This is a genomic window from Planktotalea sp., assembly GCF_965659345.1.
In the GTDB taxonomy this organism is placed as follows: domain Bacteria; phylum Pseudomonadota; class Alphaproteobacteria; order Rhodobacterales; family Rhodobacteraceae; genus Planktotalea.
Map to the genome: position 1 here is coordinate 1 of NZ_CBFHVK010000008.1, position 23,431 is coordinate 23,431.

Consider the following 23,431-nt stretch of genomic DNA (forward strand, 5'->3'; position numbering starts at 1 on the left):
GCCTGAGGAAGGTAAAAATCCACCCGTTCATCATTAGGGTTAGCAACCAGCTTCTTCGGGGCATTCAACTTTTTAAACAGTGGATATTCTGGCACCAGTAGGCTTTGAAGAAACTTAAGGCTCGGTAACTCTATTGGCAGAATTGTATAAAAAAACTTTAGAGCTGGATTGTTTTCGAAGGTACCACCTCGAATGGTATGTTCCCATTTTGGCGTACTGTCTGAGATAAGACGCAGCGGCTGCCCCAGAAACTCTTTCCAATCAATATCTTCTTCGCCTCGGTGAGGTAGGATTAAATCCAGAAGTTGTGGAGCAGGCCGAGTGGGCGCTCCCCTTGTGAGTAAATCAAAAGTATTTGCGACGAAGGAAGGTACGGGAGCAGGTCTAGATTTCAAGCCATCAACTTCGAAAAGAATGTCTCCGGGAAAATATCCAGCACAGAATGATGGCACTTTAAATCTCCTTTGAACTGTTATTTTTCACTGTCGAAAAGGTCCAATCTGCCAGACTTACTTTGCTTTTCCGTTTTGAATTGATCCATGACGAAATCATCACTGATTATTTTTTAGCGTTAAAATGGAATATCATCACCATTTAACATTGCTGAACTATTGGGATCACCCATCTCATCACTAATCGAATAAACTCGCTCTTCAGATGAAGTATTGCGAGTTACCTTCCATGCCTTCACATCAGTATACCAACGGCCATTATACTCTCTACTTTCGAGGTCGACTGACACCTCAACACTCTCACCTTGCTGAATTGCAAACTGCTCGACCTTCTCACCCCAAACAATGAAGCAAACCTTTTTCGGGTACTGACCATCTGTCTGCAAAACATACTCTTGCTTCCGCCACTCACCATTAGACGACTGACCCGACTTCAAAGGCAGACACTCAATAATTTTTCCACTAATTTCCATCTGTGATTAATCCTCTTCGCTTCGGTGTCTATCGTTGGTGTGGCTTATATATGCGCGTCGATTAAGGCGCTCAAACGATCCACTAAATCTTTTGTTGAGTTCGCACCATTTACGACGACAACGATACTTCTGCTACCGCGCGTCACATAGACAGCAGCACAAAAACCAGCAGCCCGTGTATAGCCATATCGCGCAGCTTCAACTCCTTCTATCGAAGTAAGTACTCGCTTTGAACTACTAGACACAATCCTCGTGCCCGCGTCGGTGGATAATCTGCCAAATAAATTAAAGAAGTCTGGAAATTCTCTTTTGTGACTGAGCATTAGGGTCGAGATATCTCGAGCCGTCGAAAGATGCCCGTACTCTGTCAAGCCATGCGCGTTGCTCCAAGAGCTTCCTGTAAGGCCCAACCGCTTCGAAGTACGATTTAACTCGTCTACAAACTCAGCCTCCGAGCCTGAAATTCCTTCTGCCAGTGCTGTGGCTGCATCGTTCGCGCCTTTCACCCCGACAGCTCTTATTAAGTACCGTGCTTTAATTTTCCAACCTGCATTTAGACCCACACTGACAGCTGATTCAGCCGCACTCTTTTCGGAAATTGTAACCATATCATCTAGAGTAAATTCATTAAGTCGGATCGCATCAAAGGCAGCATAGAGTGTGATAAGTTTGGTTAATCCGGCAGGGTGCAGGCGCACATCAGCATTCTGCTCATGAAGGACTGCGTCGTTATTCGCATTTACAACTATAGCAGCGTAAGGGGCGGCAACAGCAATGCTGGCTGAGCTAAAAAATAAAAATATCAATGTCGTGTATAGGTTTTTCATTTTACTGCTTCCTCGGGTTGTAGATATGCAAACGTTGAAGCGCCAAGCACCGCGGCGCGGCGGGATGTAACAGCGTTTCAGAGTTTTGCTCACTCAGCACCTCATACTTATCTGCATCGATGATGATGTCTGCATACGGAGCCGCAAGAAGCTGGCTAGAAAACGCAGTCAGCCAGACCACAACCAAGGACAAAACAATTCGGGTACTCATCGGAAGAGCCTACTGATGGAACTAGATATTGACTAGGCCATCAATAAGTAAAAAATTTCAGCAGGCCTTTTCAGCAAAAAAATGTGAGAGCAGATTCACTAGCAACAAGAAGCCTTCATGTTTTTAGCCCCCCCCCACAGCCGCCTGTATACTAAAAAATTACCCAGAGCCGATTGGGGGGCCATTTGAGGGGCCAGAATTAAACAATACCTGCAAGGTATTGATAATAAATAACAATTTAAAATTAAATGGCGGACAGACAGGGATTCGAACCCTGGAGACGGTCTCCCGCCTACACACTTTCCAGGCGTGCGCCTTCGACCACTCGGCCACCTGTCCGTTGGGGTGGGGTTTAGCGTTAAGAGACGGACAAACGCAAGCGTAAAAATGCAGGGATTTGCACTTCGTTCAGCTGCGCGTTTTTCCACCAACGTCGCGTGTTAGATACCCTGTCGAGAAAGCCACAAAAACTGAGCGACGAAAAAGACTTCGGTCACAATCGCCAAAGCGATACCGCCCCCCACCTCGCCCCGGACGAAAGCAAGCACGCCAACAAGTGCCAACCCTGCCATCGCGACTGCAACGCTGCGGAAAATCGCGCGGCGTGCTGGCGACGGTGTCAAAGCGCGGGCGCTCCATGTTAAATAGGAGAACCCCGCGAAAAGCATCGCCGCGCGGGCCGCGAGGATCGCGCCGCCTGCGTCGTTCTCCATTTGGAAGAGCCAGAAAAACAACCCTGGAATGAATAGTAATGTGACGCAAAGCGCCGCAAAGATCAGCGCGGCCAGTTGGCACAAGCGAGTTGGGCTAAGCCAGAGCATCAGGCCCCCTTTCGCGATTGATCACGCAGAATCATCCATTTACTATACGCAATCTCGGCACACTCATTGGCGCGGGGTGCTGCCTTGGAGGTGTGGCCTCTGCAGAAGCATAGTTACTCTCAAAACGTTCTTTCACATCCTCCATACGAAGCTGAGAAATCTCGCGCCAATCCTGATTTTGAGCAAGCGCACCAAGGTCAGCGCCCGCTTCTTTATAGTAAGGAATGGCGCATAGATCAGGATCAAGCCGGTAAAGAATGTCGTCCACAGGCTTCATCGTGCGTCGATAATCCACGTTGATTGCAAGGCTGAGCGCGATCAGACGACGACTGTTGTAGGGCGATGTGTAAAACTGCTTGTGCAACCCGTTGAAGGTAAAGCCAACGGACGAGTTATAATAAACCTCGATGAACATGAAATCGAGCGGCAGATCCATCGCCGCTTTGGGTAGGGTTTTTCGCCAACTCACGAAGTCAGGCAAGAACCGTTCGTACACGTCTTGATTAAATTCTTGCGTTGGCACAGGGAACAATCGCTGCATCTGCCAATCCAGATCCTTCCAACGGCTCCGTTTGCCAGTGAAGACATAGACGGCGCGCAAAAGATCGGTCAAATGCCCGCGCAGCACAACATTATCTGGCGTCAAAAATTGATGCACGTTCTTTTCGATTTCATCTGGAATGGGCACAGGCGCACCAACAGCGGTTTGAAATTGACGCGTTTGGTGACGGTATTTGAAACGGCTGCGCGCGGGCGGGCTCGGCTGCCGCCAAGCGTGGATTTCATGATCAACGCCCAAATGATCAGCAATCAGAGTCGCAACGGAGGCATCATAACGCGTCGAAAAATTTGTAATATGTGTATATACTTGATTGACGTTCTTAATGTGCTCTCCAGCGAACCCCGCTATCAATCGGCTGTCGCGCCCGCCGGACAGTGGCAAGGAGGTTTTAAACATCTGTGTGATCGACGCAATCGAGTGGCGCGCTGTCGCCGCGATCTCGTCGTAGACGGCTCCGTATTGCTCACGCGGCACTTCAAACTGTTCGGTGCGTGGCCAGAACCGTGTTTCGAGCATGTTATAAAGATCAAGATAAAAGCTTCCGTTCATCCGGCGCGCTGTGGCGTCGCGCGTGTGAAAGAGCGTGTATTTTCCACCGCGTTTCTCATTGGCAGAATGGTCATAGCTCGGATGCAGCACAGGGTCGTCATCAAGCACGAGGTTGAGCGACGACCCAACACGTTTGGTCAACGGGTTATAAACCGCGCCAATCATCGCGACGGGATCGGTGTAAATGCGCTGCTCAATTCCCGCAGCACAGACAAAGACGTAACGCCCAGACACATCGTCAAGATACTCTGCAAACTTATCGAACACACGCGGATCATCAAGATCGAGACAGTCAAGCTGCCACACACCTTGAATAACGCCTGTCTTGTCGACGCCAATCCCAAGCACATAGCCGAAAAAACGCCCTTTCACGTCAGTCACAACTGCGCGGTGCAGCTTTTTGCCGACGTGAACCGAGAATTTACCAAAAGGAAGTGGGTCAAACCCATCAATAGATTTTTTGCCAGGGGAAACTAAATACTGATACGCAAAAAGATCGCTGAAATTCAGCGAAGCCTTCTCGCACAACCTGTGTGCGTAGGTCATGGTGCCACCTCAATGTATTTATATAATTTTTTATACATCTATGGAGTTATTTGCGGCTAGGTAAACACGTTTAGGTCGAACCAGCGCGACCGAGTCTTTAGGGCAACACCGCGTTTGAGCGGAATTTAGCTATCTAAGTGCAAGTACACACGACGGTTCTGCTTGCCCTTTTTCTCCACCTTGCCAAGACGCACGCGGCCAATCTCGGAGGTGCGTGCCACATGAGTGCCGCCGCAAGGTTGCAGATCAATCTGTCGCGTCTCATCGCCAATGCGCACGAGACGTACGCGCCCTGCCCCCATTGGTGGCTGCACAGACATGGTTTTCACCAAATCCATATTCGCACGCAGCTCTTCGTCAGAAATCCATCCTTCAGAGACGACATAGTCCAGCTCGATCAATGCGTTCAAAGAGCGTTCCAGCGCCTCTTTATCATCCGGCGCTTCAGGCATATCGAAATCCAGCCTGCCCTTAGTCGCCGAAATGGACCCACCTGAGACGGGCAGCGGGATTACAACCGACAAAAGATGCAAGGCCGTGTGGACCCGCATATGCGCATGGCGGCGCTCCCAATCGAGGGATTGCGAAACCTTTGCGCCAACGGGCGGTAGCGGTGCAGGTTCTGCTGGCACAAGCGCAGATGTCGTATCGCTGCGATCTTTGATCTTCACACAGGTCGCTATAGGAAGGCGTTGGCCATCCCATTGTATCATCCCGCTATCCCCGGGCTGTCCGCCCCCTGTCGGATAGAAAATCGAGCGGTCCAAGACGACCCCACCTTCGGGCGTGTGTTCGATCACCGTCGCATCCGCATCGCGCATGTAGGCGTCATCGAGGAACAATGGATGTGTCATGTCGCAGGCTTCTCAATTGTGGATTGATCAGATGTTTCGCCATCTTCACTCACATCCGAGCCACCAGAGGACAAAGCTTCGGGATTGCGGATCCAGATGTCGCGTTGTTGGAAGGGAATTTCGACCCCTTCTTCGGCAAAGCGTTTGGCAATCTCATGGTTCATATCAGACTTTACGCTAAGCACGTAATTCACATCACGCAAGATCGCGCGAATTTCGAAATCGAGCGAGTCAGCACCGAAGCCTTGAAATACAATCGACGGCGCTGGATTTAGCAAAACCATCGGATGTTCACGCGCGATCCCCAGCAGAATGTTCTCCACCTTGCGGGTATCGTTGCCATAAGCGACCCCGACGGGAACAATCACACGCCCAACCGTTTTGCCGCGCGTCCAGTTAGTGACCATGCCCGACACAAGGTCTGCATTTGGAACAATAACATCCGTGCGATCAAACGTCTCAATCCGGGTTGAGCGTACTGAAATACCGCGCACATACCCCATCTTGCCACCCACCTCGATCCAATCGCCCTCAGCAATCGGGCGTTCGATCAACAGGATGATGCCAGAGACAAAGTTAGAAACAATATTTTGAAGGCCAAAGCCGATACCAACGGACAACGCACCTGCAACAAGCGCAATGTTGCTCAGATCGATGCCAGCAGAGCTAATGGCGATTACGGCGGCAAGGAAGATACCGATATAGCCGATGCCAGAGACAATGGCATTTCGCCCACCTGTGTCGATCTTGGTGCGTGGCAGAATGGACGTGCGCATCGCACTTTGAAGCAAGCGAGTGAGCATGTAGCCAGCGCTAAAGATCACGGCGAAAGTCAGGAAATCAACAGGTGAAATGCGACTGTCTCCAATCGCGAACCCCTCTTGGAAACGTGTCCAGACCTCTGTGATATCTGCCGCACGGGCACCCCAGATCAACGCAAGGACTGGCACAGAACCAAGCAGCAAGACAAAGCCCATAAGAATGGGGATCAAGCCATCCTCTTCGCTATCACCTTTGCGCACGAGAAAGGCGTAGAGGTGACCAATGAACGATTGCAGTACCAATACCAAACCGAACACAGCCAACGTTGCGACGGTCGCAAACATCAATCGCGCAGACGCATTACCATAGCCAAGCGCGCCAATGATCGGCCCAGCAATCGCTACCAGCAGCAGCGCACGTCCCAAAAGCCGAGAAATCCGCAATCGATATAACGGAGTTTCTTCTTCGGATGAGCTGTCGATCAAGCCATCGCTCAAGATGCGTCCCAAACGCGACAGCACGACACCTGTGACAATCAGTATTGGAAAACCAATCACAGCGCGCGTAGCATCGCTCCAAGCATCGTAGGTAGCCAGAACATTGAAAACCAACGCCGTGACCAATATCACCGCACCAGCTGCGATATACCAACGCGCTTCTCGCGCATGATTGTCTTCGACGTGTAAGATTGCTTCTTCGTCGTCATTACGCGGAAACAGCTGCCCTGCGAGCCAGCGAAAGCTCAGTAGGATCAGGCCGTACCAGGGGACGTCGTCAAGCAATAGGGTGCCGCGCAATCCAAGCAGACCCGTTTCGATTGCAGCTTCAACAAGCGCAATTAGGCCAACAAAAGGAAGAAAAATCTGCAACAATGACGCGACAAAACGCCAAACAGGCGCGCCACGTTGGGTATGACGGCTCAGAAAGCCAACAATGCTATAGGCCCAGCGACGCCCTCGTAATAAAAGCACCACTCCGACTAAAGCGAGAATGATAATTTCTGGCAATGCGCGCCCCGCACTACTGCGCTGCGCATCTGATTTAAACGCTTGGCTCACTTCGTGGGCCAGTGCACTGCTTGACCTCGCCAAGGCCTCAAGCGCGGGGGCCCAATGCACGGGGTTTAGCGGGCTTGGGCCTGCGCTCAGCAAAGCATCGGTTTGACGTTCACGGATCAAGCTATCGATCTCTTTGATGACCCCATCTGCGCGACTATAAGCTTCCTCGGCCGTAAGAATTGGGGCGCGCAAACGTTGTAACTGGATGGTCAATTCAGCACGGCGCTCGGCGATATCAGGCGCTTCTTCAACACCCTCAGCTGGGGTTCCAAGACTGGCTATCTGTGAATTAAGCGTTGCGATGCGCGTTTCATTGGCGCTTTGCGCTTCAAGAAATTGCTCGCGCCAGTCGACAACTTGCATGCGTAGCGCTTCTAAGGCGCTGGATGATGCACGTCCATTTTCAACTGCAATTTCAGCACGTTGCGCAACGCTTTGCCAAGCTGCATAATCTGGAACAGTGGCCTGCGCGCTCGCAGACAGTGGCAATACCAGCAGAAAAACTGTGCAAAGCAGTCGCAAAAGCGATGTCATACGCATCAAACGTCCTCGAATACGCTAGGCACAGCACTTGGCTCTTTATCCAGCCATGCGGGCACGGGCAGATCTTTTGAGCGTAAAAACTCTGGATTAAACAGCTTGGATTGATAGCGCGTGCCAAAATCGCACAGGATCGTCACAATCGTATGCCCCGGCCCCATTTCTTGCGCCATACGGATGGCGCCCGCGATATTCACGCCAGAGGACGCGCCAAGGCAGAGCCCTTCGCTCTCAAGCAAATCAAAGACGATTGGCAAAGCTTCATCATCGTGAATGTTGAACGACATATCAGGCGTAAAGCCCTCTAGATTCTTTGTGATACGAATTTGGCCAATGCCTTCGGCGATTGATCCACCTTCGCTCATCACCAGCTCACCATTCGTGTAGTAGTTATAGAGCGACGCACCGTCTGGGTCAGCAAGGCCGATTTTCACGCCTTTGGACTGAAGTGACATGCCAACGCCCGCGAGGGTGCCGCCAGAACCAACAGCACAGATAAAGCCATCAACCTTGCCATCGGTTTGTGCCCATATTTCAGGACCCGTCGTATCAATATGCGCTTGGCGATTGGCGACGTTGTCGAATTGGTTGGCCCAGATCACACCTTCATTCGTTGTGCGCGCCAACTCTTTCGCCAAACGTTCAGAATAACGCACGAAATTGTTAGGGTTGCGATATGGGGCTGCTGGAACCTGCACCAATTCAGCGCCTGCAAGCCGCAGCATATCTTTCTTTTCCTGAGACTGGGTTTCAGGGATCACAATGACCGTTTTAAACCCCATCGAAGACCCTACAAGCGCAAGGCCAATACCGGTGTTTCCCGCAGTTCCTTCAACAATTGTGCCGCCTGGCTTCAGCTCACCGCTTGCGACAGCATTCTGGATAATTGACAGTGCGGCGCGGTCCTTGACAGACTGGCCGGGATTCATGAATTCCGCCTTGCCTAGAATTGTACAACCCGTCAGCTCAGATGCGGCCTTGAGCTTGATAAGTGGTGTGTTTCCGATGGCCTGAGCCAGATCCTGCGCGACGATCATGTGCATCTCTCCTTGCTGCAGCTCATGTCTATGCCCCTGCCCTTGCTAACTCAAGTCACCAATCAGAGATCACGCCTCGTAACGCAGCGAGTCACGATGTCGCGCGATCCACAAAAGCATCATCGTTGTCGGCGCGAGATTGATCTCCCCGCTGTCCATCAGCGTCATCGCATGATCAAACGTGATGATATGGGTGCGGATATCTTCGTTCTCGCTCGCCAATCCATGGGTGCCCTCGACGACCTTATCAAGCTCGCAAATGCCTAGAAAACAATGGAAGAATTCGGTCGAGTAACCGGGGCTTGGATAGGCTTTCATCATCGGACGAATGTCTTGCAGATCAAGCCCAGCTTCCTCGACCGCCTCGCGGCGCGCTGTTTCTATTGGTGGCTCACCCGCATCCACAAGCCCGGCAATCGGCTCCAACACCCAAGGCTGCGGATCCCCGCGCATCAAGGGGCCATAGCGCAGCTGCTCGATTAACAAGATAAGATCATTTTTAGGGTCATATGGTAAGACCAGAGCTGCGTCGTAAGCAACAAAAGCGGACCTTTGCAGTGTCTCGCTTGGTGAGCCATCAAATCGCGGATAACTCAACTCAAACGTATCGAGCCGAAAGAACTCAGCATAGCCTTCTGCTGTGGGGCTGAGGTTCACCTCTGCGCTTTTGGTGGCGCGACGCAGAGACGAAGGAGCAGTGTCGCGCGCAAGTTCCTTTGCCCAAGCGCGTGCCCGAAAGAATGGCAAAAGGCGCGCGACCTCTTCAACACTACGCTTGCCGTAATGCTCCATCGCTTCCTTGGCAGCCGCCTCGCTGATCCTGCCCCAATCTGCGATCCAATCGTCCAAGACCCACTCGGCACCGGCGTGCCAGACACCCTCTTGAGGCAAGAAGACATCTGCCTTTGCAAAGCGACCATCGCTGAGCTGAACGTTCAGTGTGGCTAGATCATACTCAAACCCACCTTCGTAAAACCGCAGGCGCGCGACATCTTCAGCAGACAGGTCTTGCACCACTACCCCGCGCGCACGCGCTCGGGGCTGCTTGGCTATCATCGGAAATGGCTCGTCCTTGACCCAACTTACCAGATGATCTGCCAAATGCGCTTCGATGATCTCAATGTCAGCGCGGGATTTCCCTAAGACGATTTCTAGCAGTGGGATGTGACGCAGCGTTCCGTAGAAAAACAAAGATTGCGTCATGAGGCGCGTTTGGCCGTGAACTCAGCAAATAAGCCAGACAACGCAGAGCCAACAACCAAAGTGCCAAGGATCAATGGCGTTGCGACCAAAATTGCATTTTCTGCGATCAACTGGAACATCGCGGCAAGCGCTTCAAGCGCGCCATCGTAGCGATTGCGCATGGAGCGTTCAAACATCTCAATCGCGCCATGCGCAAGCGAGCACCACAAAAACAACATGATACCACCTGTCAGCCCATTATTAATTGCAGCTGACATCCCCCGCCCGGCACGGCTGCCGACAACTTGCCAGCCAACAACTAACGCAATGCCGGTATTGATCAGGTTGAAGTTCCCAAAAGGCTTATCGTCTTCAAACAGCTCTTTGATCTGTTCCGAAACGAGCCACGCTAACGCAGCGAGACAAAGGGCGGCGATAACGCGTGCGGCTGTAGGCATGATATTGTGCTTTCTGCGCTTAACTTGGCTTGCGAATGGTAATCTGTGTTACGTCGCAGTTTCCGCTGTGAAACGTCGATGCGCAAGAGGTGAGATAAAAGTTCCACATCCGCCGGAAACGATCATCAAACCCCATGCCTGCGACAATGTCCCATTTCGCATTGAACGTCTCAAACCAGCGTCGCAGCGTGATCGAGTAGCTTTCGCCAAACTCTTTGGATTTAATGACGTCCAATCCTGCTTTGTGAACCTCAGCTTTTAATGCACCGGGACTTGGAAGCATCCCACCTGGAAAGATGTATTTCTGTATGAAATCCACGCCACGTTTATACACCTGCCAACGACGGTCCGCGACTGTGATGATCTGGAGCGTTGCCTGCGCACCGGGCTTAAGCCGTTCACGTACAGTTTCGAAATACACAGGCCAATATTTTTCACCGACCGCTTCAAACATCTCGATTGACGCGATGCCATCATAGGTGCCTTTTTCGTCGCGGTAGTCTTGTAGCTTAAAGTCTACAAGATCAGAAATACCAGCTTTTTCAATGCGTTCTTGCGCATACTTAAACTGTTCTTCACTGATTGTGAGACCCGTCACACGGATACCACGTTCTTTAGCGGCATACTCTGCAAAGCCACCCCAGCCGCAGCCGATCTCAAGAACATGGTCGCCCGCTTTGGCCCCCATCTCATCAATCATCGACGCGTATTTGGCTGTCTGTGCTTTCTCGGTGCTTTCTTGCCCCGTTTCGAAAATAGCAGATGAATAGGTCATGGTTTCATCAAGCCAGAGACCATAAAATTCGTTGCCTAAGTCATAGTGATAAGAGATGTTTTTGCGCGCTTGTTCTTTATGATTGCGTTGCAACCAAAAGCGAAATTTTTCTGCCAAACGAACCAAACCCATGCCTGGAAAACCGTCATAGACGTCTTCATTGTCCATGTGCACAAGGTCCATAAAGGCCTGCAAATCAGGTGTAGACCACCAATCATCGAGATAGGCATCGCAAAATCCAAGGTCCCCTTCACGTATCAAACGCGCGAAAAGATCAGGGTTTTTAACATGAAGTTCTGCGACAGGACCCGGATTCTTGCCCTCAGCGCGAAAGATCCGCCCATCTGGAAGGTGAAAATCAACGCGGCCGTAGTTCATGTTGTTCGACATCGCGAACACCTGTGAAAAATAGCGCGGAAGGCCCTTTTGGCCGTCAGTGGTTGTTAAGATCATATCACCCCCCAATCGGTGAATCGGTGCGTCTTTTCATAGAGGTAGCCCGTGTTATTGTATATGTAGCCCTAAAACCCTCGGGCTTGATAGGCATCAAGCGCACGCTGGCGCCCTGTCGCAGCGTCAACAACAGGCTGCGGATATGACGCATCAGGCGTCAAAGACCAACTTTCAGGGATCGCATCAAAGAAGCTGAGCGACGTTTCTGAAGGGTTTCCGTGACCTTCTGCGATCCATGCGCGCACATAGCCGCGATCGCGATCAAACTTATCAAGTTGGGTCACAGGGTTGAAAACACGAAAATAGGGTGATGCATCAGGCCCGGACCCCGCCGCCCATTGCCAGCCCATCGCATTGCTCGCTGGGTCCCAATCCGTCAGGCATTCATCAAACCAAGCCTGCCCAACTTTCCAATGTGTCAGAAGATGCTTGGTCAGATAGCTCGCCACGATCATGCGCCCGCGATTGTGCATCTTGCCTGTCACATACATTTCGCGCATTGCAGCATCAACAAATTCGATCCCTGTGCGGCCTTGCTTCCATGCAATCACATCAGGGTGCGACGCATCTGTGTTCCACTTGAACTTGTCCCAATCAGGTTTCCAATTGCTATCAAGGATATGCGGTGTGTGATGCATCAAGTGATAGGCAAATTCGCGCCAGACAAGTTCTTTTAAAAAGACTTCTGCATCTGCGCTGCCTTCATGCAACGCGCGCATCCCAGCATGCCAACATTGATGCGGAGAGATTTCACCAAGAGCGAGATTTTCGCTCAAGCCAGAGGTGCCACGCGTTGAAGGGATATCGCGCATTTGCACATAGTCTGCGACATCATTGTCAATGAACTCTGCGAGACGATCCTGCGCGGCGCGTTCGCCCACTTGCGCATGGCGCTCAACAATCGCACCACCGCGTCGCATTGCTGCGCCAAGGGCCCACTCTTGCAATGTGTCACTTTTGACGGCTTCCGATTTTGCGATCTGCGACGGTGCTGGCAATGGCACCTCGACCTCCCGATCTTTCACGGAACGCCAAAATGGCGTGTAAACCTTGTACATTCCGCCAGTTTTAGTCTCCACACTCCAAGGCTCAAACATCAGATGACCGCCGAAACTACGCGCTTCAACATTCTGAGCCCGCAAGCTGGACTTCACGTCTGTGTCTCGTGCAACGCTTGAGGGATCATACAGGCGCGACCAATACACAGCTTGTGCATCTGTTTGCTTGATCAGGGCTTGAAGCACTTCCAGAGCAGGTCCACTGCGTAGAACCAGCTGGATGTTCAAATCATTCAATGTTTTCTCAAAAACGCCTAGTGCTTTACCAAGTCGCCACTTGGGAGCAGCGCCAAGCCGCTCCACCTGCTCATCTTTGATGAAAACTGCGATGACAGGCGCGCCACTTTGCGCGGCCGCGTGCAAAGCTGGATGGTCTGAGACGCGCAAGTCACGCCGGAACCAAACCAGTATAGGTTTTTGTGTGCTCACGCGAGCCCCCGGTATTATTGTTTTATTAATCTACGCGAGAGACCGGCGATTAGATCAAAGAATATCATCCAACGCATTCAAAAGCTGATCAATTTCACCCTTGGACGTGTAATGTGTAAAGCTCAAACGCAGCACCCCTTTGCTCAGATCCACCCCCATCGCACCAAGTGGTCGCTGCGCATAAAAATCACCGCCGCCCGCCATAATGCCGTGTTTGACCAATTTCTCCGCCAAGTCCTCAGCATTTTCTTGCGAAGCCAACGCAACTGTCGGAGCACGCGAAGCCGCCTGTGCTGGACCGATAAGGCGTACGGAATTCTTTGAAGACGCGTAATCTAGCAGCGGCTGCAACAACACTTCTTCATGCGCGCGCATCAAATCATGCACGCCTGCGCCCTTCTCGGCAGCGCTTCCAGCAATGTTGTGATGCGATGCCATTGTATCAATGTAGTCGGCCATTCCAGCACTGGCTGCGACCTGCGCATGATCCGGTCCGGCGGGGGTGAACCGCTTATAAAGAGTATCGCCGTTAAAATGGTGGCCTTGGTTCGGCAATGTCATTCCTAACACGCGTCGCATGACCATAATGCCCTGATGCGGGCCGTAGGTCTTGTAAGCAGAGAACAGATAAATATCCGGCCCCAACTCACCCACGTTGGGGATGCCATGGGGCGCGTATGATACGCCATCAACGCAAACAAACGCCCCCGCCGCATGGGCGATTGATGTTATTTCCGTCACCGGATTGATTTCACCCACCACGTTGGAGCAATGGGGAAACACGACAAGGCGCACCTGTTCATCAAGCATATTCGCGAGCGTTTCAGGATCAAGGTGACCTGTCTCCGGATCAATCTGCCATTCTCGTATCTCAATCCCGCGCTCTGTGAGCCTGCGCCAAGGTCCAGAGTTTGCTTCGTGGTCTTGATTGGTAACAACAATCGCTTCCCCCGGTGCCATGAACTCCGCAAAAGCTTGGGCCAGAACATATGTGTTCTGAGTTGTAGAGGGGCCGAAAGAGACCTCATCGGTGTCTACACCCATAATCGCTGCAAGACGCGTGCGCGCTTCGTCCATTTCTTCGCCCGCAAGCCGTGAGGCGTTATAGGGGGCGTATGGTTGCACTTTGCGTTGCGTGTAATACCGCGTGAGGCGATCTATCACTGCGCCACACGTATAGCTGCCACCAGCATTTTCGAAAAATGCTTGGCCCTGCAAAGAGGCCTGTGAAAAGGCCGGAAACTGCGCGCGCACGAAATCTAGATCAAGTGTCATATGTCATCCCCAAACAACTTGAGCCACACAAACGCAAAAGGCCCCGACGCGCAAGCTGTCGGGGCCTCATAATGTTGTATCGTGCTGATTACTCAGCGGGTGTGACTGCCGCGATTTCAGTGTGCGTTGTCGGCACACCAACCGCTTGGCGACGACCATCGTTGTAGATCGCCTTAATCAGCGCTAGGCACATCAAGACCATAACGATCGAGAATGGCAAAGCACCAATAACCATCGCTGTCTGGATGGCACTTGTTCCGCCAGAGATCAGCAAACCACCGACCACAAGCGCCAAGGCACCACCCCAGAACAGAATATGTGGACGCGCTTTTGGCCCCTCATCCCCTGCTGCGTTAATCGTATTAACGATCAATACCGCAGAGTCCGCAGATGTGACCAAAAAGGTCATCAACAAGACCACGATCATAACAGCCATCAACCATGACAAAACTTGGCTAATCGGCTCAAGCATGAATGTCGTCATCGCAAAGATTTTGTCGCCATTCGCAGCGTCCAAGATCACCCCGTTCGCATCGCCATTGAGCTCTAGGTCAACCGCTGTTCCACCGGCCCAAGCGAACCAAACAAAGCACATCAAGGATGGAACAATCATCGCACCAAGTACAAACTCACGGATCGTGCGCCCACGCGAAATACGCGCAAGGAATAAACCTACGAATGGTGCGAATGCGATCCACCAAGCCCAGTAGAACACAGGCCACCAACCTTGCCACTGCGCAAGCTTGAACGCTTCGGAACCCTCGACGCCATCAGACGTGTAAACATTGAAGCTGAGAAACGGCAGCGCTGTTATGTAATCCCAGATGCCTACCAAAAAGGCTGTCGCACCAAAGAAGGTTGCACCAAAGATAATAAAGAACCCAAGGAGCAAGATCGACAGAACCATGTTAATGTTGGACAACCACTTGATACCCTTGCCAACACCTGACAACGCTGAAAGCGTTGATGCGCCCATGATAACAAGCAGTGCGACCACAATACCAAACGTCGTGGCAGAGCCATCCGCGGTAGCAAGACCATTAAAGCCAATGCGCGTGAGACCAGCAACAAACTGCTCCACACCAAACCCGAGCGTTTGAGCTACGCCCAAGATAGTCGCAACAACCGCCACGATATCAATGATGTGGCCCAAAGTGCCCGACAGTGCTTTGCCAAACAGTGGTGTCAACGCAGAGCGGATCGTCAACGGAAGACCGCGACGATAGCTAAAGAACGCCAGAGCAAGCCCCGCAATCGCGTAGCACGCCCATGCCCCAAGACCCCAATGCAAGAACGACCAAACATACGCTTCACGGACATTGTCCGCCCCAAGTGCCGTGTTGACACCTTGAATAACGGCCGGGTTGTTTTTGAAATGCGCCACAGGCTCTGCGACAGCCCATGTCAGCATTCCAACACCAATTCCTGCACCAAACATCATCGAGAACCACGAGAAATTGCTGAATTCTGGCGTTTCACCATCCTGACCAAGGTTCAAACGCCCCGCTGTCGGCCAAATCGCCAGTCCAAGACAAACGATTACGAAAAAGGCGACGACCCAAATATACCAAGCAGCGAAATTGTTGAGAATTGCAGCGTTCCAAGTGCCCAAAACAGCTCCGGCCTGAACAGGCCAGAAAATGCACCACACAACCAGCACGCTGATTATGATTTTTGAGACAACGGTAACGTTGACACTAAATCCTCCATAAAAACCGCTATCCGCGGTTTTAATTGGAAGGTCCGTAAGAGGAGGCTTCATATTTAAAAATGTCCCTATTGTTCGTTTATTTTATTAAGTAACGAAAAGCCTAACACAGCTTTTCAATATTACTACCAATCTAGAAAAAAACGGTTCAGGACATTGATTTCATGAAGGAATGCCGCTCGCACGCGTCACCCGTTCGGAAATTGATACACCCCGCTTTGCGAGGCTACCAAAAGAATCACATTCGTGACAGTTCACGTCTCAAGGGCTGCTGCAATCGCCTCCGCTTGCGCTTTGATTACGTCCATATCGCCCATTTTTCCTGCTGGGCGCATCGACACCCTTTCGTGACGTGGATGAATATGAAAATGCAGATGAAAGACTTCTTGCCCCCCAGCTGCCTCAGAAAATTGCTGCAAACTAATTCCATCCGCCTCAAACGCGCGCATGCAGGCGTTCGCCACTTTAGTCACCGTGGTCATACACGCCGCAAGCTGTTCAGGGCTGGCATCTAAAATGTTGCGACAGGGCGTTTTCGGGATCACCAAACAATGCCCATCGCTGCGTGGCATAATATCCATGAAGCAATAGGTCTCTTCGTCCTCATATACTTTGAAGCTCGGGATGTCGCCCTTCAGAATTTTGGCAAAGATATTTTCGGGATCATATTGCATGTGTCGCCTCACTTAAGAATTGTGTTGATCAGACCTTAGGGTGCGCAAGGAGCGGTCTGCAAGGGCAAGCGCAGCACCATTTTTAGCGCACCATGCTCTTCGCTCATCTCGTATCCTAGATCCTTGTAAAAAGCCTGCGCGCTTGTGTTATCGGCCATCACCCCAAGCGTAACGCCCGCACACCGCAAATACGTCGCTTGCTCGGCCGCATTTTGCATCAAAGCACGTCCAACGCCCTGCCCGCGCATATGAGCATCAACAAACAGGTGCTGCACATCCATCAAGCGTCGTGCAAATTGCAACTGCACTTTCTTTTGCAGTGCCGCGTAGCCGATGATCTGCCCATCGCGTTCGGCAACAATTAACTTCAGCCAGGGTGTCGGGCCAAAACAAAGGAAAACCAAATCTTCAATTTCGATCTGTGCCTGATCCTCGTGAAAATGCGCCAGAAGCCCAATCATTTCCACAATCCGCGGAGCATCCTGCGCGCGTGCATTTCGTATGGTAACCTGTTTCATACTGTCTCTCTGTTTGTGCCAGAGGTACGTATGATCCATAAAAAAAACCGCCCCTCTGGGCGGTTTCATATTCACTCAAATATCATTTACCCGCCGTGCTATAAAGCAAAGCGATAAAACGAAATCATTTGAGCAATCAGTGTCATGACCTTGTGTTAGTCGATCCGCAGACACCGCGCAAGGGCGATGCCTGCGCCACGACTTTAGGCGTTCACGTCAACAACAACGCGCCCTTTGACCTGACCTTTCAAAATATCGCGACCGAGCTGTGGCAAATCAGACAAAACAGCAGGCTGCACCATCGCTTCGAGCTTATCCATTGGCAAATCCTTCGCAACACGCTCCCATGCACGCAAACGATTGTCGTAGGGCTGCATCACACTGTCGATCCCCAACAAGTTCACGCCGCGCAGCAGGAATGGAATGACTGTCGCTGGCAATCCTGCACCACCTGCAAGACCAACAGCAGAAACGGATGCGCCATATTTCATTTGCCCTAGAACCCGCGCAAGCATCTCACCGCCAACCGCATCAACACAGCCACCCCAAACTTCCGCTTCAAGTGGGCGTTTCGTCGTCTCGTTCAGCTCTTCACGGGCAACGATCTGTGTTGCACCGAGCCCTTTGAGGTAATCTTCCGTCTCCGGACGTCCGGTAACCGCGGCAACCTCATGACCCAAATGCGCTAAAATCGCCGTCGCGACAGAGCCGACACCACCAGCAGCACCAGTGACCAACACAGGCCCGTCTTTGATACCGTGATCTTCAAGCGCCATCACTGCAAGCATCGCGGTAAAGCCCGCCGTTCCAACAGCCATTGCTTGGCGTGTGTCCAAACCACTAGGCAGTGGCACAAGCCAATCGCCGCTCACGCGCGCTTTTTGAGAATACCCGCCCCAATGCGCCTCACCTACGCGCCAACCTGTCAAAACAACCTTGTCGCCTGCCTTGTAGCGCGCATCATCAGATGCTTCGACAGTGCCCGCAAAATCAATTCCAGGGATATGGGGGTAATTGCGCACAAGGCCACCACCAGGCCCAATACACAAACCGTCCTTGTAATTTACTGTGGAATACTCGACCGCAACCGTCACATCGCCTGCTGGCAGGGCATCAAGCTCGATCTGCTCGACAGCCGCACTGGTCTTTCCTTCTTCATTCTTATTCACGATCAATGCGTTGAACATCTCTTTATCCTTCATTTTTCCAAGTAAACTCCGGAGGCACGGGGGCTGGCCCCCGCCTCTCCCATCAAATCCAGAACGTTTCCCACACCGTGACAGGTTGAATCCCTGTCGGTGTCACAACATCCAACTCCGTGCCTGTATCCCAATGCGTCATGCGCACCATACCAATTGCTACGTTCGTCGCAAAGTCTGGCGAATAGGCTGCAGAACTCACCGTTCCTACTTGACGGTCCCCATCCATTAAAGGCCAAAGCCGATCACAAGGCGGCACCGCATCTCCATGTATCTCGATCGGACGCAATTGTTTAACAGGACCTTCTTTCGCAACCCGCAATAACGCATCGCGACCTACGCATCCAATCGCTGTGGAGGTATTACAGAACTTTCCAAGACCACATTCATGCGGCGTGTTATCGTCGTTCATATCGTTGCCATAAGAGAGCAATCCGCCCTCAATACGCTCAATCAAATTCGGACAGCCCGCATATACGTCCAGGTTCTTGCCCGCTTCCATTAAGGCATTCCACAAAGGCATGCCAATGTCAGAACCTTCGACATAGATCTCGAAACCGCCTTGCTTGGAATAGCCAGAGCGCGCAACAACCAACTGCCGTCCTTGGAACTCGAACATACCATAACGGAAAAACTTCACGTCTTTCACGCCATCGCCAAAAACTCGCGCCATTAACTGCTCTGCCTTCGGGCCTTGCACAGCTAGCGGCGACACATCTGGTTCATCAACCAACACATCCAAACGATAGCCGTTGGCAATGCCCTTGACCCACAACAGCAAATCACTGTCCGCAATCGAAATCCACCAACGATCTTCCGCCAGTTTGACTGCGACCGGATCATTCAACATGCCCCCGGTTTCATCAACGATGGGGACATAATAACACTGACCCGCGCTCATCCCGCGCAGGTCACGTGGTGTCAGCATTTGCATCAAACGCGCCGCATCAGGGCCGCGCAATTCAACCTGACGCTCGACTGCGACATCCCAAATCTGCACTGCTGATTTAAGATGATGATAATCTTCCACGACTGAGCGAAACACAGTCGGCAAAAGCATGCGGTTATAGATCGTATAGGCTTTGACGCCTGCCGCCTCGACACCATCGGAAAACGGCGTGCGGCGCAAACGACGCGAAGGAGAAATAAGAGCCATAAGGGCTACTCCGGCATAAAGGGGATATCAGTGGTATACATCGGTGCATTTGCAGCGCCGAGCATGGCGTGAACTTGCCCACGGTGGTGGGTCTGGTGGTTAAACATTTGCACAATGCACATCGCGCGTGGCTTGCTGACATCGCTCTGAACAGACCCTGAGTACCACGTTAGATCACCCGTCAAATCGAGATGGGTCACCCCTTTCGCCCATGTCACGAGACGCGCATCCGTGCGAAACCGTTCTGTGGACCATTCGGCTAACGTGTGTGTCATATCCGTCGTGTCAGTCTTGGTTAAGTCTGTTTCAGCCGGACCAGCCCCACCGTCAAACCGTGAAATCCAAAGCGTATCGCCCCAGAGCAAGTGGTTCACCGTGGCAAAGATCGAGCCGAAAAACGCGCTACGATCAGCGCGAAGTTCCGCATCTGTCATGCTTTCCATCGACTTCAACAACTCAGCATTTTGCCAACGATTATAGCGCGCCATTAGCAAGCAATACTCAGGCGTGATCATTTCTTGGAACCACTCCAGTCAATTGGGCAAATCTCAGCAGACTTCCCACCAAAGTCCCAGATACGTCCGAAATCACGTACTTTGGACTTTATGCCTTTCGCCGCAATGATATCCGGCCCCATCCAGTATTTTGAGTTGGAGATCATCACAGGATGATCAGGGCTTGCACCGTCGATCATCTCGATCTCGCCTTGGATCTTGCGGCCAATATAAAGCCCACGCTTCTTGCCATCGCGCACGATCTCTACCTTTTCGCGCTCTGCGTTGACGATATCGCTGACCAGCATGGTGAACAGGCCTGTCGTGCCGCCCGCCGCGCCAGAGAAGATCTGCAAGATGCCGTTGTAAGCTTTGCCAGATGCGCGCTCATCCACATAGGCCGCAACTTTCCAGCCGCCTTCCGCCATCTTGCCGGGAATCTCAACCATAAGGCCAACATTCAACCCACTCAGGTCTTCGCCCTCGTAGTGACCCTCATCAATTGCAATCGCCATCCATGCGTTGCAGTGCCCTTCCGTGGGAGGGTGCGCACCAAGAGAAACAACACAGGGGCAAAACAGCTCGCACGAGCAATTTAGGAACAATTCGCCCTTGATCACCCAATCCGTGTGCGACATTTGGCGACGCTTTGGGTTACTCATACGACTGTCGATGCGTTGCGATATCGGCAAACGATCTGCTTCGGGTCTCTTTTTCACTGCCATTGCTTTATCCTCCCATAATGGGGGCCCAGAGGAGCACCCCGACACCGGCGGCGATCAAGGTCACCCCCATTGGTTTTGTTACATAATGCCCGATTTGGGGCAGTTTTTCTATGACCATAAAGAACGTCGCCAGGCCCATCCACAAAAGGCTCATCACGCCCCCGACAAACCCAAGCGCCATAAAGCCCCAGCAGCACCCAACGCAAAACGCGCCAAGCCCAAGACCCATTTTAAGGCCACCCAAGTAGCCTGTCTGCCAATGGCCCAGAAAATAATTTATTGGGCTGTGACAGACGCCATGACAGATTTCTTTTGCGCGGGTGAATTGGAATAAACCAACGACAATGAGCAATCCGCCAGCGAAAAGCGTCGAATTGGGAATGCCAAGCATATCAATTACGCCACCAAACAATAGCGCGAGTTGAACGCCCGCGATAAGTGCCGCGAAGGCGACCCAAGCGATCATATAACCTGATAGAATGCCTAGCCACCCTGCCCGCGTGCCATCTGCGGAGACCATCAACATCTCATAAGCGCGTAGGGTTGGCACCATCGTCGGCAACATCATCGCCGCCATCATAATCGCCCACATGGCGAAAAGTGGACCAAACTCCGCCATGGGCATTTTCATGTCCATCCGTGGGTCCATCGCCGCCATACGTTGACCCATTTCGCCGGGTCGCCCGATCAAATCGAGGTCCATTTGCATTGCCATCATGTACATCATCCACCATGCGAGCAGAATGATGGTAAAAAAGCTAAGCCAGAGCGCAGAACGGACCATATCGTGCGGAATCACCTTGAGGTTTGAGTTGCATTTTTAATGTCAGACATTTAAACGTCTGACAAATGAAAATTGATCCCTCCTCCAAAGCAGACCTATCTGCGCAGATCGCCAAAGCCATCCGCGACGCAATTGTGAGTGGCGCGTTGATTGTCGACGAACGTTTACCCTCAGAGGCTGAATTGTCAGAGCAGTTCGAAGTATCGCGCGCGACAGTGCGCGAAGCCTTGAAACGACTCGCCGCTCAGAGCTTGATCCGTACACAGCGCGGGGCGTTTGGCGGGGCATTTGTGAACCGTCTCAGCTTTGAAGAAGCCTATGGCCAGCAAATCACCACCTCAACCTTGCTGCTATCTATGAACGCTGTCAGCTTTGAAACGGCGTGCGAGGCACGTTTCGCATTGGAACGCGCCTGCGCGCCGCTCGCTGCAACACGTCGCACGCCCGACCACCTTGCAACAATGCGCGCAGAGATCTCGCGCCAATCCCAACCGGGACTGAGTGACGAAAGCTGGTGTGCCAGCGACGTCGCATTTCATCGCGCTTTAGTCGATGGCGCAGGTAACCCGGTATTGTCATACCAACTCGCCGGGGCGGTTGAGGCGATGCAGCCTTTGATGAATATGATCACATTTACTGCCCGCTCCCGCGAACACATCATCGCGCTTCACACAAAAATCGCGGATTTTTGCGATGCTGGTGAGGGACATGCGATTGATCAAACCTTGGAAGAGCTTGCAGCGTATACGTTGAAATTGGGTCAAGAAATGGCCGACAAAAAAGCGGCGCGCTAAATTTGGCGACATATTCAATTTTTGTAAAAAAATTGCGCCCTGACACAACGGCTGGAGACTTCAATGATCGATACGCTCAATATTCTTATAGCTTTGATGACCATCGCTTTTGGAGCTTTTGGCTTTATTGCACCACGCTACACAGCCTCTGCCTTGGATCTTGAGATCGGACCAAGCAATATGGGGCTTAGCGAACTGCGTGCCTCTGTCGGTGGGTTGTTTGTCGCGATGGGGCTTTTTGCGATCTGGAGCGGCCTGCCCATGGCCAATGCCATGCTTGGTGTCGCCTACACAGGAGCCGCAATAGGGCGCTTGGTGTCGATCTTTCTCGACAAGCCCCCATTCAAGAAAGCCATGCTATATTTTGGGCTGGAAGCTGGACCAGCGGCGTATCTGCTCTTGGCAAACCTCTAAGCCCTTCCTATATATGGGATGTCCGCAAGGACTATGGACATAAACGCGCTCGCAATAAGCGGTTCGGACCCGGGGGCGGTACCCGGCGACTCCACCAACAACCCGTTCATTTGGCGGCGGAGGGGGTCGAAATAGGATCGACGAACGTCTAAAGGGGTTAGCTTTGTTTCGGCTGGGTGCCACCGTATCGGCCCAAAATGTACAATTGCAAATGACAATCGTGCTCCAGTAGCGATGGCTGCGTAAGCAGTTTCAGCTTCTGAAACTTAACTCCTTAGGTTTAGCGACTTAAGGCGGGGTTCGTAGGTACCTGGCAACAGAAACCTACATTACTTCCTCTGCTTTAAAGCATCTCAAAGAACGCTCGCTTGGTCACTGCCGCATTGATTAATCAACGCGCAGGGGGCTGTACGTTTGTAAACAAACGTCCACTGCAACAGAAACCTACATTACTTCCTCTGCTTTAAAGCATCTCAACGAACACTCGCTTGGTCACTGCCGCATTGATTAATCAACGCGCAGGGGGCTGTACGTTTGTAAACAAACGCACACTGCAACAGAAACCTACACTGTCATTTTTCACATTTTAGGGCTCTGCCCTCGTCTCAGCTTTCGCTGAGCCTCACCCGGGATATTTTTCGAA

Annotated in this window: 24 protein-coding genes, 1 tRNA gene and 1 other RNA gene; 3 read left to right on the forward strand and 23 right to left on the reverse strand. The window is 51.9% G+C overall.

Annotated features, from left to right (window positions below; translation table 11 throughout):
* From ACTG3Z_RS07740 to ACTG3Z_RS07850, 23 genes are all read right to left on the reverse strand, one after another.
* On the reverse strand, positions 1–452 hold a 452-nt coding region (locus ACTG3Z_RS07740; RefSeq protein WP_439142360.1), incomplete at its 3' end, for a hypothetical protein.
* Between the two features lie 119 nt (positions 453–571).
* A complete protein-coding gene (locus tag ACTG3Z_RS07745; RefSeq protein ID WP_439142362.1) occupies positions 572–925 on the reverse strand; it encodes a DUF3127 domain-containing protein in 354 nt (117 codons plus the stop codon).
* A 44-nt stretch (positions 926–969) separates the two neighbouring features.
* Positions 970–1,752 carry a D-alanyl-D-alanine carboxypeptidase family protein gene (locus ACTG3Z_RS07750; protein ID WP_439142363.1) on the reverse strand — a complete coding sequence of 261 codons (783 nt, stop codon included), beginning with the start codon at positions 1,750–1,752 and terminating at the stop codon, positions 970–972.
* A gap of 1 nt (position 1,753) precedes the next feature.
* Positions 1,754–1,963 carry a hypothetical protein gene (locus tag ACTG3Z_RS07755; RefSeq protein ID WP_439142364.1) on the reverse strand — a complete coding sequence of 70 codons (210 nt, stop codon included), beginning with the start codon at positions 1,961–1,963 and terminating at the stop codon, positions 1,754–1,756.
* Positions 1,964–2,212: 249 nt separating this feature from the next.
* Positions 2,213–2,302, reverse strand: a tRNA-Ser gene (locus ACTG3Z_RS07760).
* Positions 2,303–2,403: 101 nt separating this feature from the next.
* Entirely contained in the window at positions 2,404–2,784 is a 381-nt protein-coding gene (locus tag ACTG3Z_RS07765) for a hypothetical protein (protein WP_439142366.1), read from the reverse strand.
* Between the two features lie 31 nt (positions 2,785–2,815).
* The gene (locus ACTG3Z_RS07770) at positions 2,816–4,441 is read right to left on the reverse strand and encodes an asparagine synthase-related protein (protein ID WP_439142367.1); all 1,626 of its coding nucleotides are present in this window, start codon (positions 4,439–4,441) and stop codon (positions 2,816–2,818) included.
* Between the two features lie 125 nt (positions 4,442–4,566).
* The gene (locus ACTG3Z_RS07775; RefSeq protein WP_439142369.1) at positions 4,567–5,295 is read right to left on the reverse strand and encodes an alanyl-tRNA editing protein; all 729 of its coding nucleotides are present in this window, start codon (positions 5,293–5,295) and stop codon (positions 4,567–4,569) included.
* Complete coding sequence (locus ACTG3Z_RS07780; RefSeq protein WP_439142370.1) at positions 5,292–7,655, reverse strand: DUF3772 domain-containing protein; 2,364 nt, start codon at positions 7,653–7,655, stop codon at positions 5,292–5,294. Before ACTG3Z_RS07780 ends, ACTG3Z_RS07775 begins: the two co-directional genes overlap by 4 nt.
* The gene (locus ACTG3Z_RS07785; protein WP_439142372.1) at positions 7,655–8,692 is read right to left on the reverse strand and encodes a cysteine synthase A; all 1,038 of its coding nucleotides are present in this window, start codon (positions 8,690–8,692) and stop codon (positions 7,655–7,657) included. The genes ACTG3Z_RS07780 and ACTG3Z_RS07785 overlap by 1 nt, the downstream gene beginning before the upstream one ends.
* 69 nt (positions 8,693–8,761) lie before the next feature.
* Positions 8,762–9,895 carry an NUDIX domain-containing protein gene (locus ACTG3Z_RS07790; protein WP_439142373.1) on the reverse strand — a complete coding sequence of 378 codons (1,134 nt, stop codon included), beginning with the start codon at positions 9,893–9,895 and terminating at the stop codon, positions 8,762–8,764.
* Complete coding sequence (locus tag ACTG3Z_RS07795; protein WP_439142374.1) at positions 9,892–10,332, reverse strand: TrgA family protein; 441 nt, start codon at positions 10,330–10,332, stop codon at positions 9,892–9,894. The genes ACTG3Z_RS07790 and ACTG3Z_RS07795 overlap by 4 nt, the downstream gene beginning before the upstream one ends.
* Before the next feature lie 19 nt (positions 10,333–10,351).
* Positions 10,352–11,560, reverse strand: a complete 1,209-nt coding sequence (locus tag ACTG3Z_RS07800) for a class I SAM-dependent methyltransferase (RefSeq protein ID WP_439142375.1) — start codon at positions 11,558–11,560, stop codon at positions 10,352–10,354.
* A 68-nt stretch (positions 11,561–11,628) separates the two neighbouring features.
* Positions 11,629–13,047, reverse strand: a complete 1,419-nt coding sequence (locus tag ACTG3Z_RS07805) for a cryptochrome/photolyase family protein (RefSeq protein WP_439142376.1) — start codon at positions 13,045–13,047, stop codon at positions 11,629–11,631.
* A 54-nt stretch (positions 13,048–13,101) separates the two neighbouring features.
* Positions 13,102–14,322 (reverse strand): aminotransferase class V-fold PLP-dependent enzyme, encoded by a 1,221-nt coding sequence (locus ACTG3Z_RS07810; protein WP_439142377.1) that lies wholly within the window; start codon positions 14,320–14,322, stop codon positions 13,102–13,104.
* A gap of 88 nt (positions 14,323–14,410) precedes the next feature.
* Positions 14,411–16,084, reverse strand: a complete 1,674-nt coding sequence (locus ACTG3Z_RS07815; protein WP_439142379.1) for a BCCT family transporter — start codon at positions 16,082–16,084, stop codon at positions 14,411–14,413.
* A 200-nt stretch (positions 16,085–16,284) separates the two neighbouring features.
* Positions 16,285–16,704, reverse strand: a complete 420-nt coding sequence (locus tag ACTG3Z_RS07820) for an HIT family protein (RefSeq protein ID WP_439142380.1) — start codon at positions 16,702–16,704, stop codon at positions 16,285–16,287.
* A gap of 35 nt (positions 16,705–16,739) precedes the next feature.
* The gene (locus tag ACTG3Z_RS07825) at positions 16,740–17,222 is read right to left on the reverse strand and encodes a GNAT family N-acetyltransferase (RefSeq protein ID WP_439142382.1); all 483 of its coding nucleotides are present in this window, start codon (positions 17,220–17,222) and stop codon (positions 16,740–16,742) included.
* A gap of 203 nt (positions 17,223–17,425) precedes the next feature.
* Positions 17,426–18,409: an acryloyl-CoA reductase gene (acuI, locus tag ACTG3Z_RS07830; protein WP_439142383.1), complete on the reverse strand. Its 984-nt coding sequence runs from the start codon at positions 18,407–18,409 to the stop codon at positions 17,426–17,428.
* A 64-nt stretch (positions 18,410–18,473) separates the two neighbouring features.
* Positions 18,474–19,577, reverse strand: a complete 1,104-nt coding sequence (locus ACTG3Z_RS07835) for a dimethylsulfoniopropionate demethylase (protein WP_439142385.1) — start codon at positions 19,575–19,577, stop codon at positions 18,474–18,476.
* Between the two features lie 5 nt (positions 19,578–19,582).
* Complete coding sequence (locus tag ACTG3Z_RS07840) at positions 19,583–20,092, reverse strand: DinB family protein (protein WP_439142387.1); 510 nt, start codon at positions 20,090–20,092, stop codon at positions 19,583–19,585.
* Positions 20,089–20,796 (reverse strand): DUF1326 domain-containing protein, encoded by a 708-nt coding sequence (locus ACTG3Z_RS07845; RefSeq protein ID WP_439142388.1) that lies wholly within the window; start codon positions 20,794–20,796, stop codon positions 20,089–20,091. The genes ACTG3Z_RS07840 and ACTG3Z_RS07845 overlap by 4 nt, the downstream gene beginning before the upstream one ends.
* Before the next feature lie 4 nt (positions 20,797–20,800).
* Positions 20,801–21,580 carry a DUF2182 domain-containing protein gene (locus ACTG3Z_RS07850; protein ID WP_439142390.1) on the reverse strand — a complete coding sequence of 260 codons (780 nt, stop codon included), beginning with the start codon at positions 21,578–21,580 and terminating at the stop codon, positions 20,801–20,803.
* Positions 21,581–21,645: 65 nt separating this feature from the next.
* Here ACTG3Z_RS07850 and ACTG3Z_RS07855 point away from each other — a divergent pair, with 65 nt between their 5' ends.
* The 3 genes from ACTG3Z_RS07855 to ssrA all read left to right on the forward strand — a co-directional run bounded on the left by ACTG3Z_RS07855 (position 21,646) and on the right by ssrA (position 23,119).
* Entirely contained in the window at positions 21,646–22,374 is a 729-nt protein-coding gene (locus ACTG3Z_RS07855) for a FadR/GntR family transcriptional regulator (RefSeq protein ID WP_439142392.1), read from the forward strand.
* Positions 22,375–22,437: 63 nt separating this feature from the next.
* The gene (locus ACTG3Z_RS07860; protein WP_439142394.1) at positions 22,438–22,788 is read left to right on the forward strand and encodes a DUF4345 family protein; all 351 of its coding nucleotides are present in this window, start codon (positions 22,438–22,440) and stop codon (positions 22,786–22,788) included.
* Positions 22,770–23,119: a transfer-messenger RNA gene (gene ssrA, locus ACTG3Z_RS07865) on the forward strand. Before ACTG3Z_RS07860 ends, ssrA begins: the two co-directional genes overlap by 19 nt.
* Positions 23,120–23,431 lie beyond the last annotated feature (312 nt).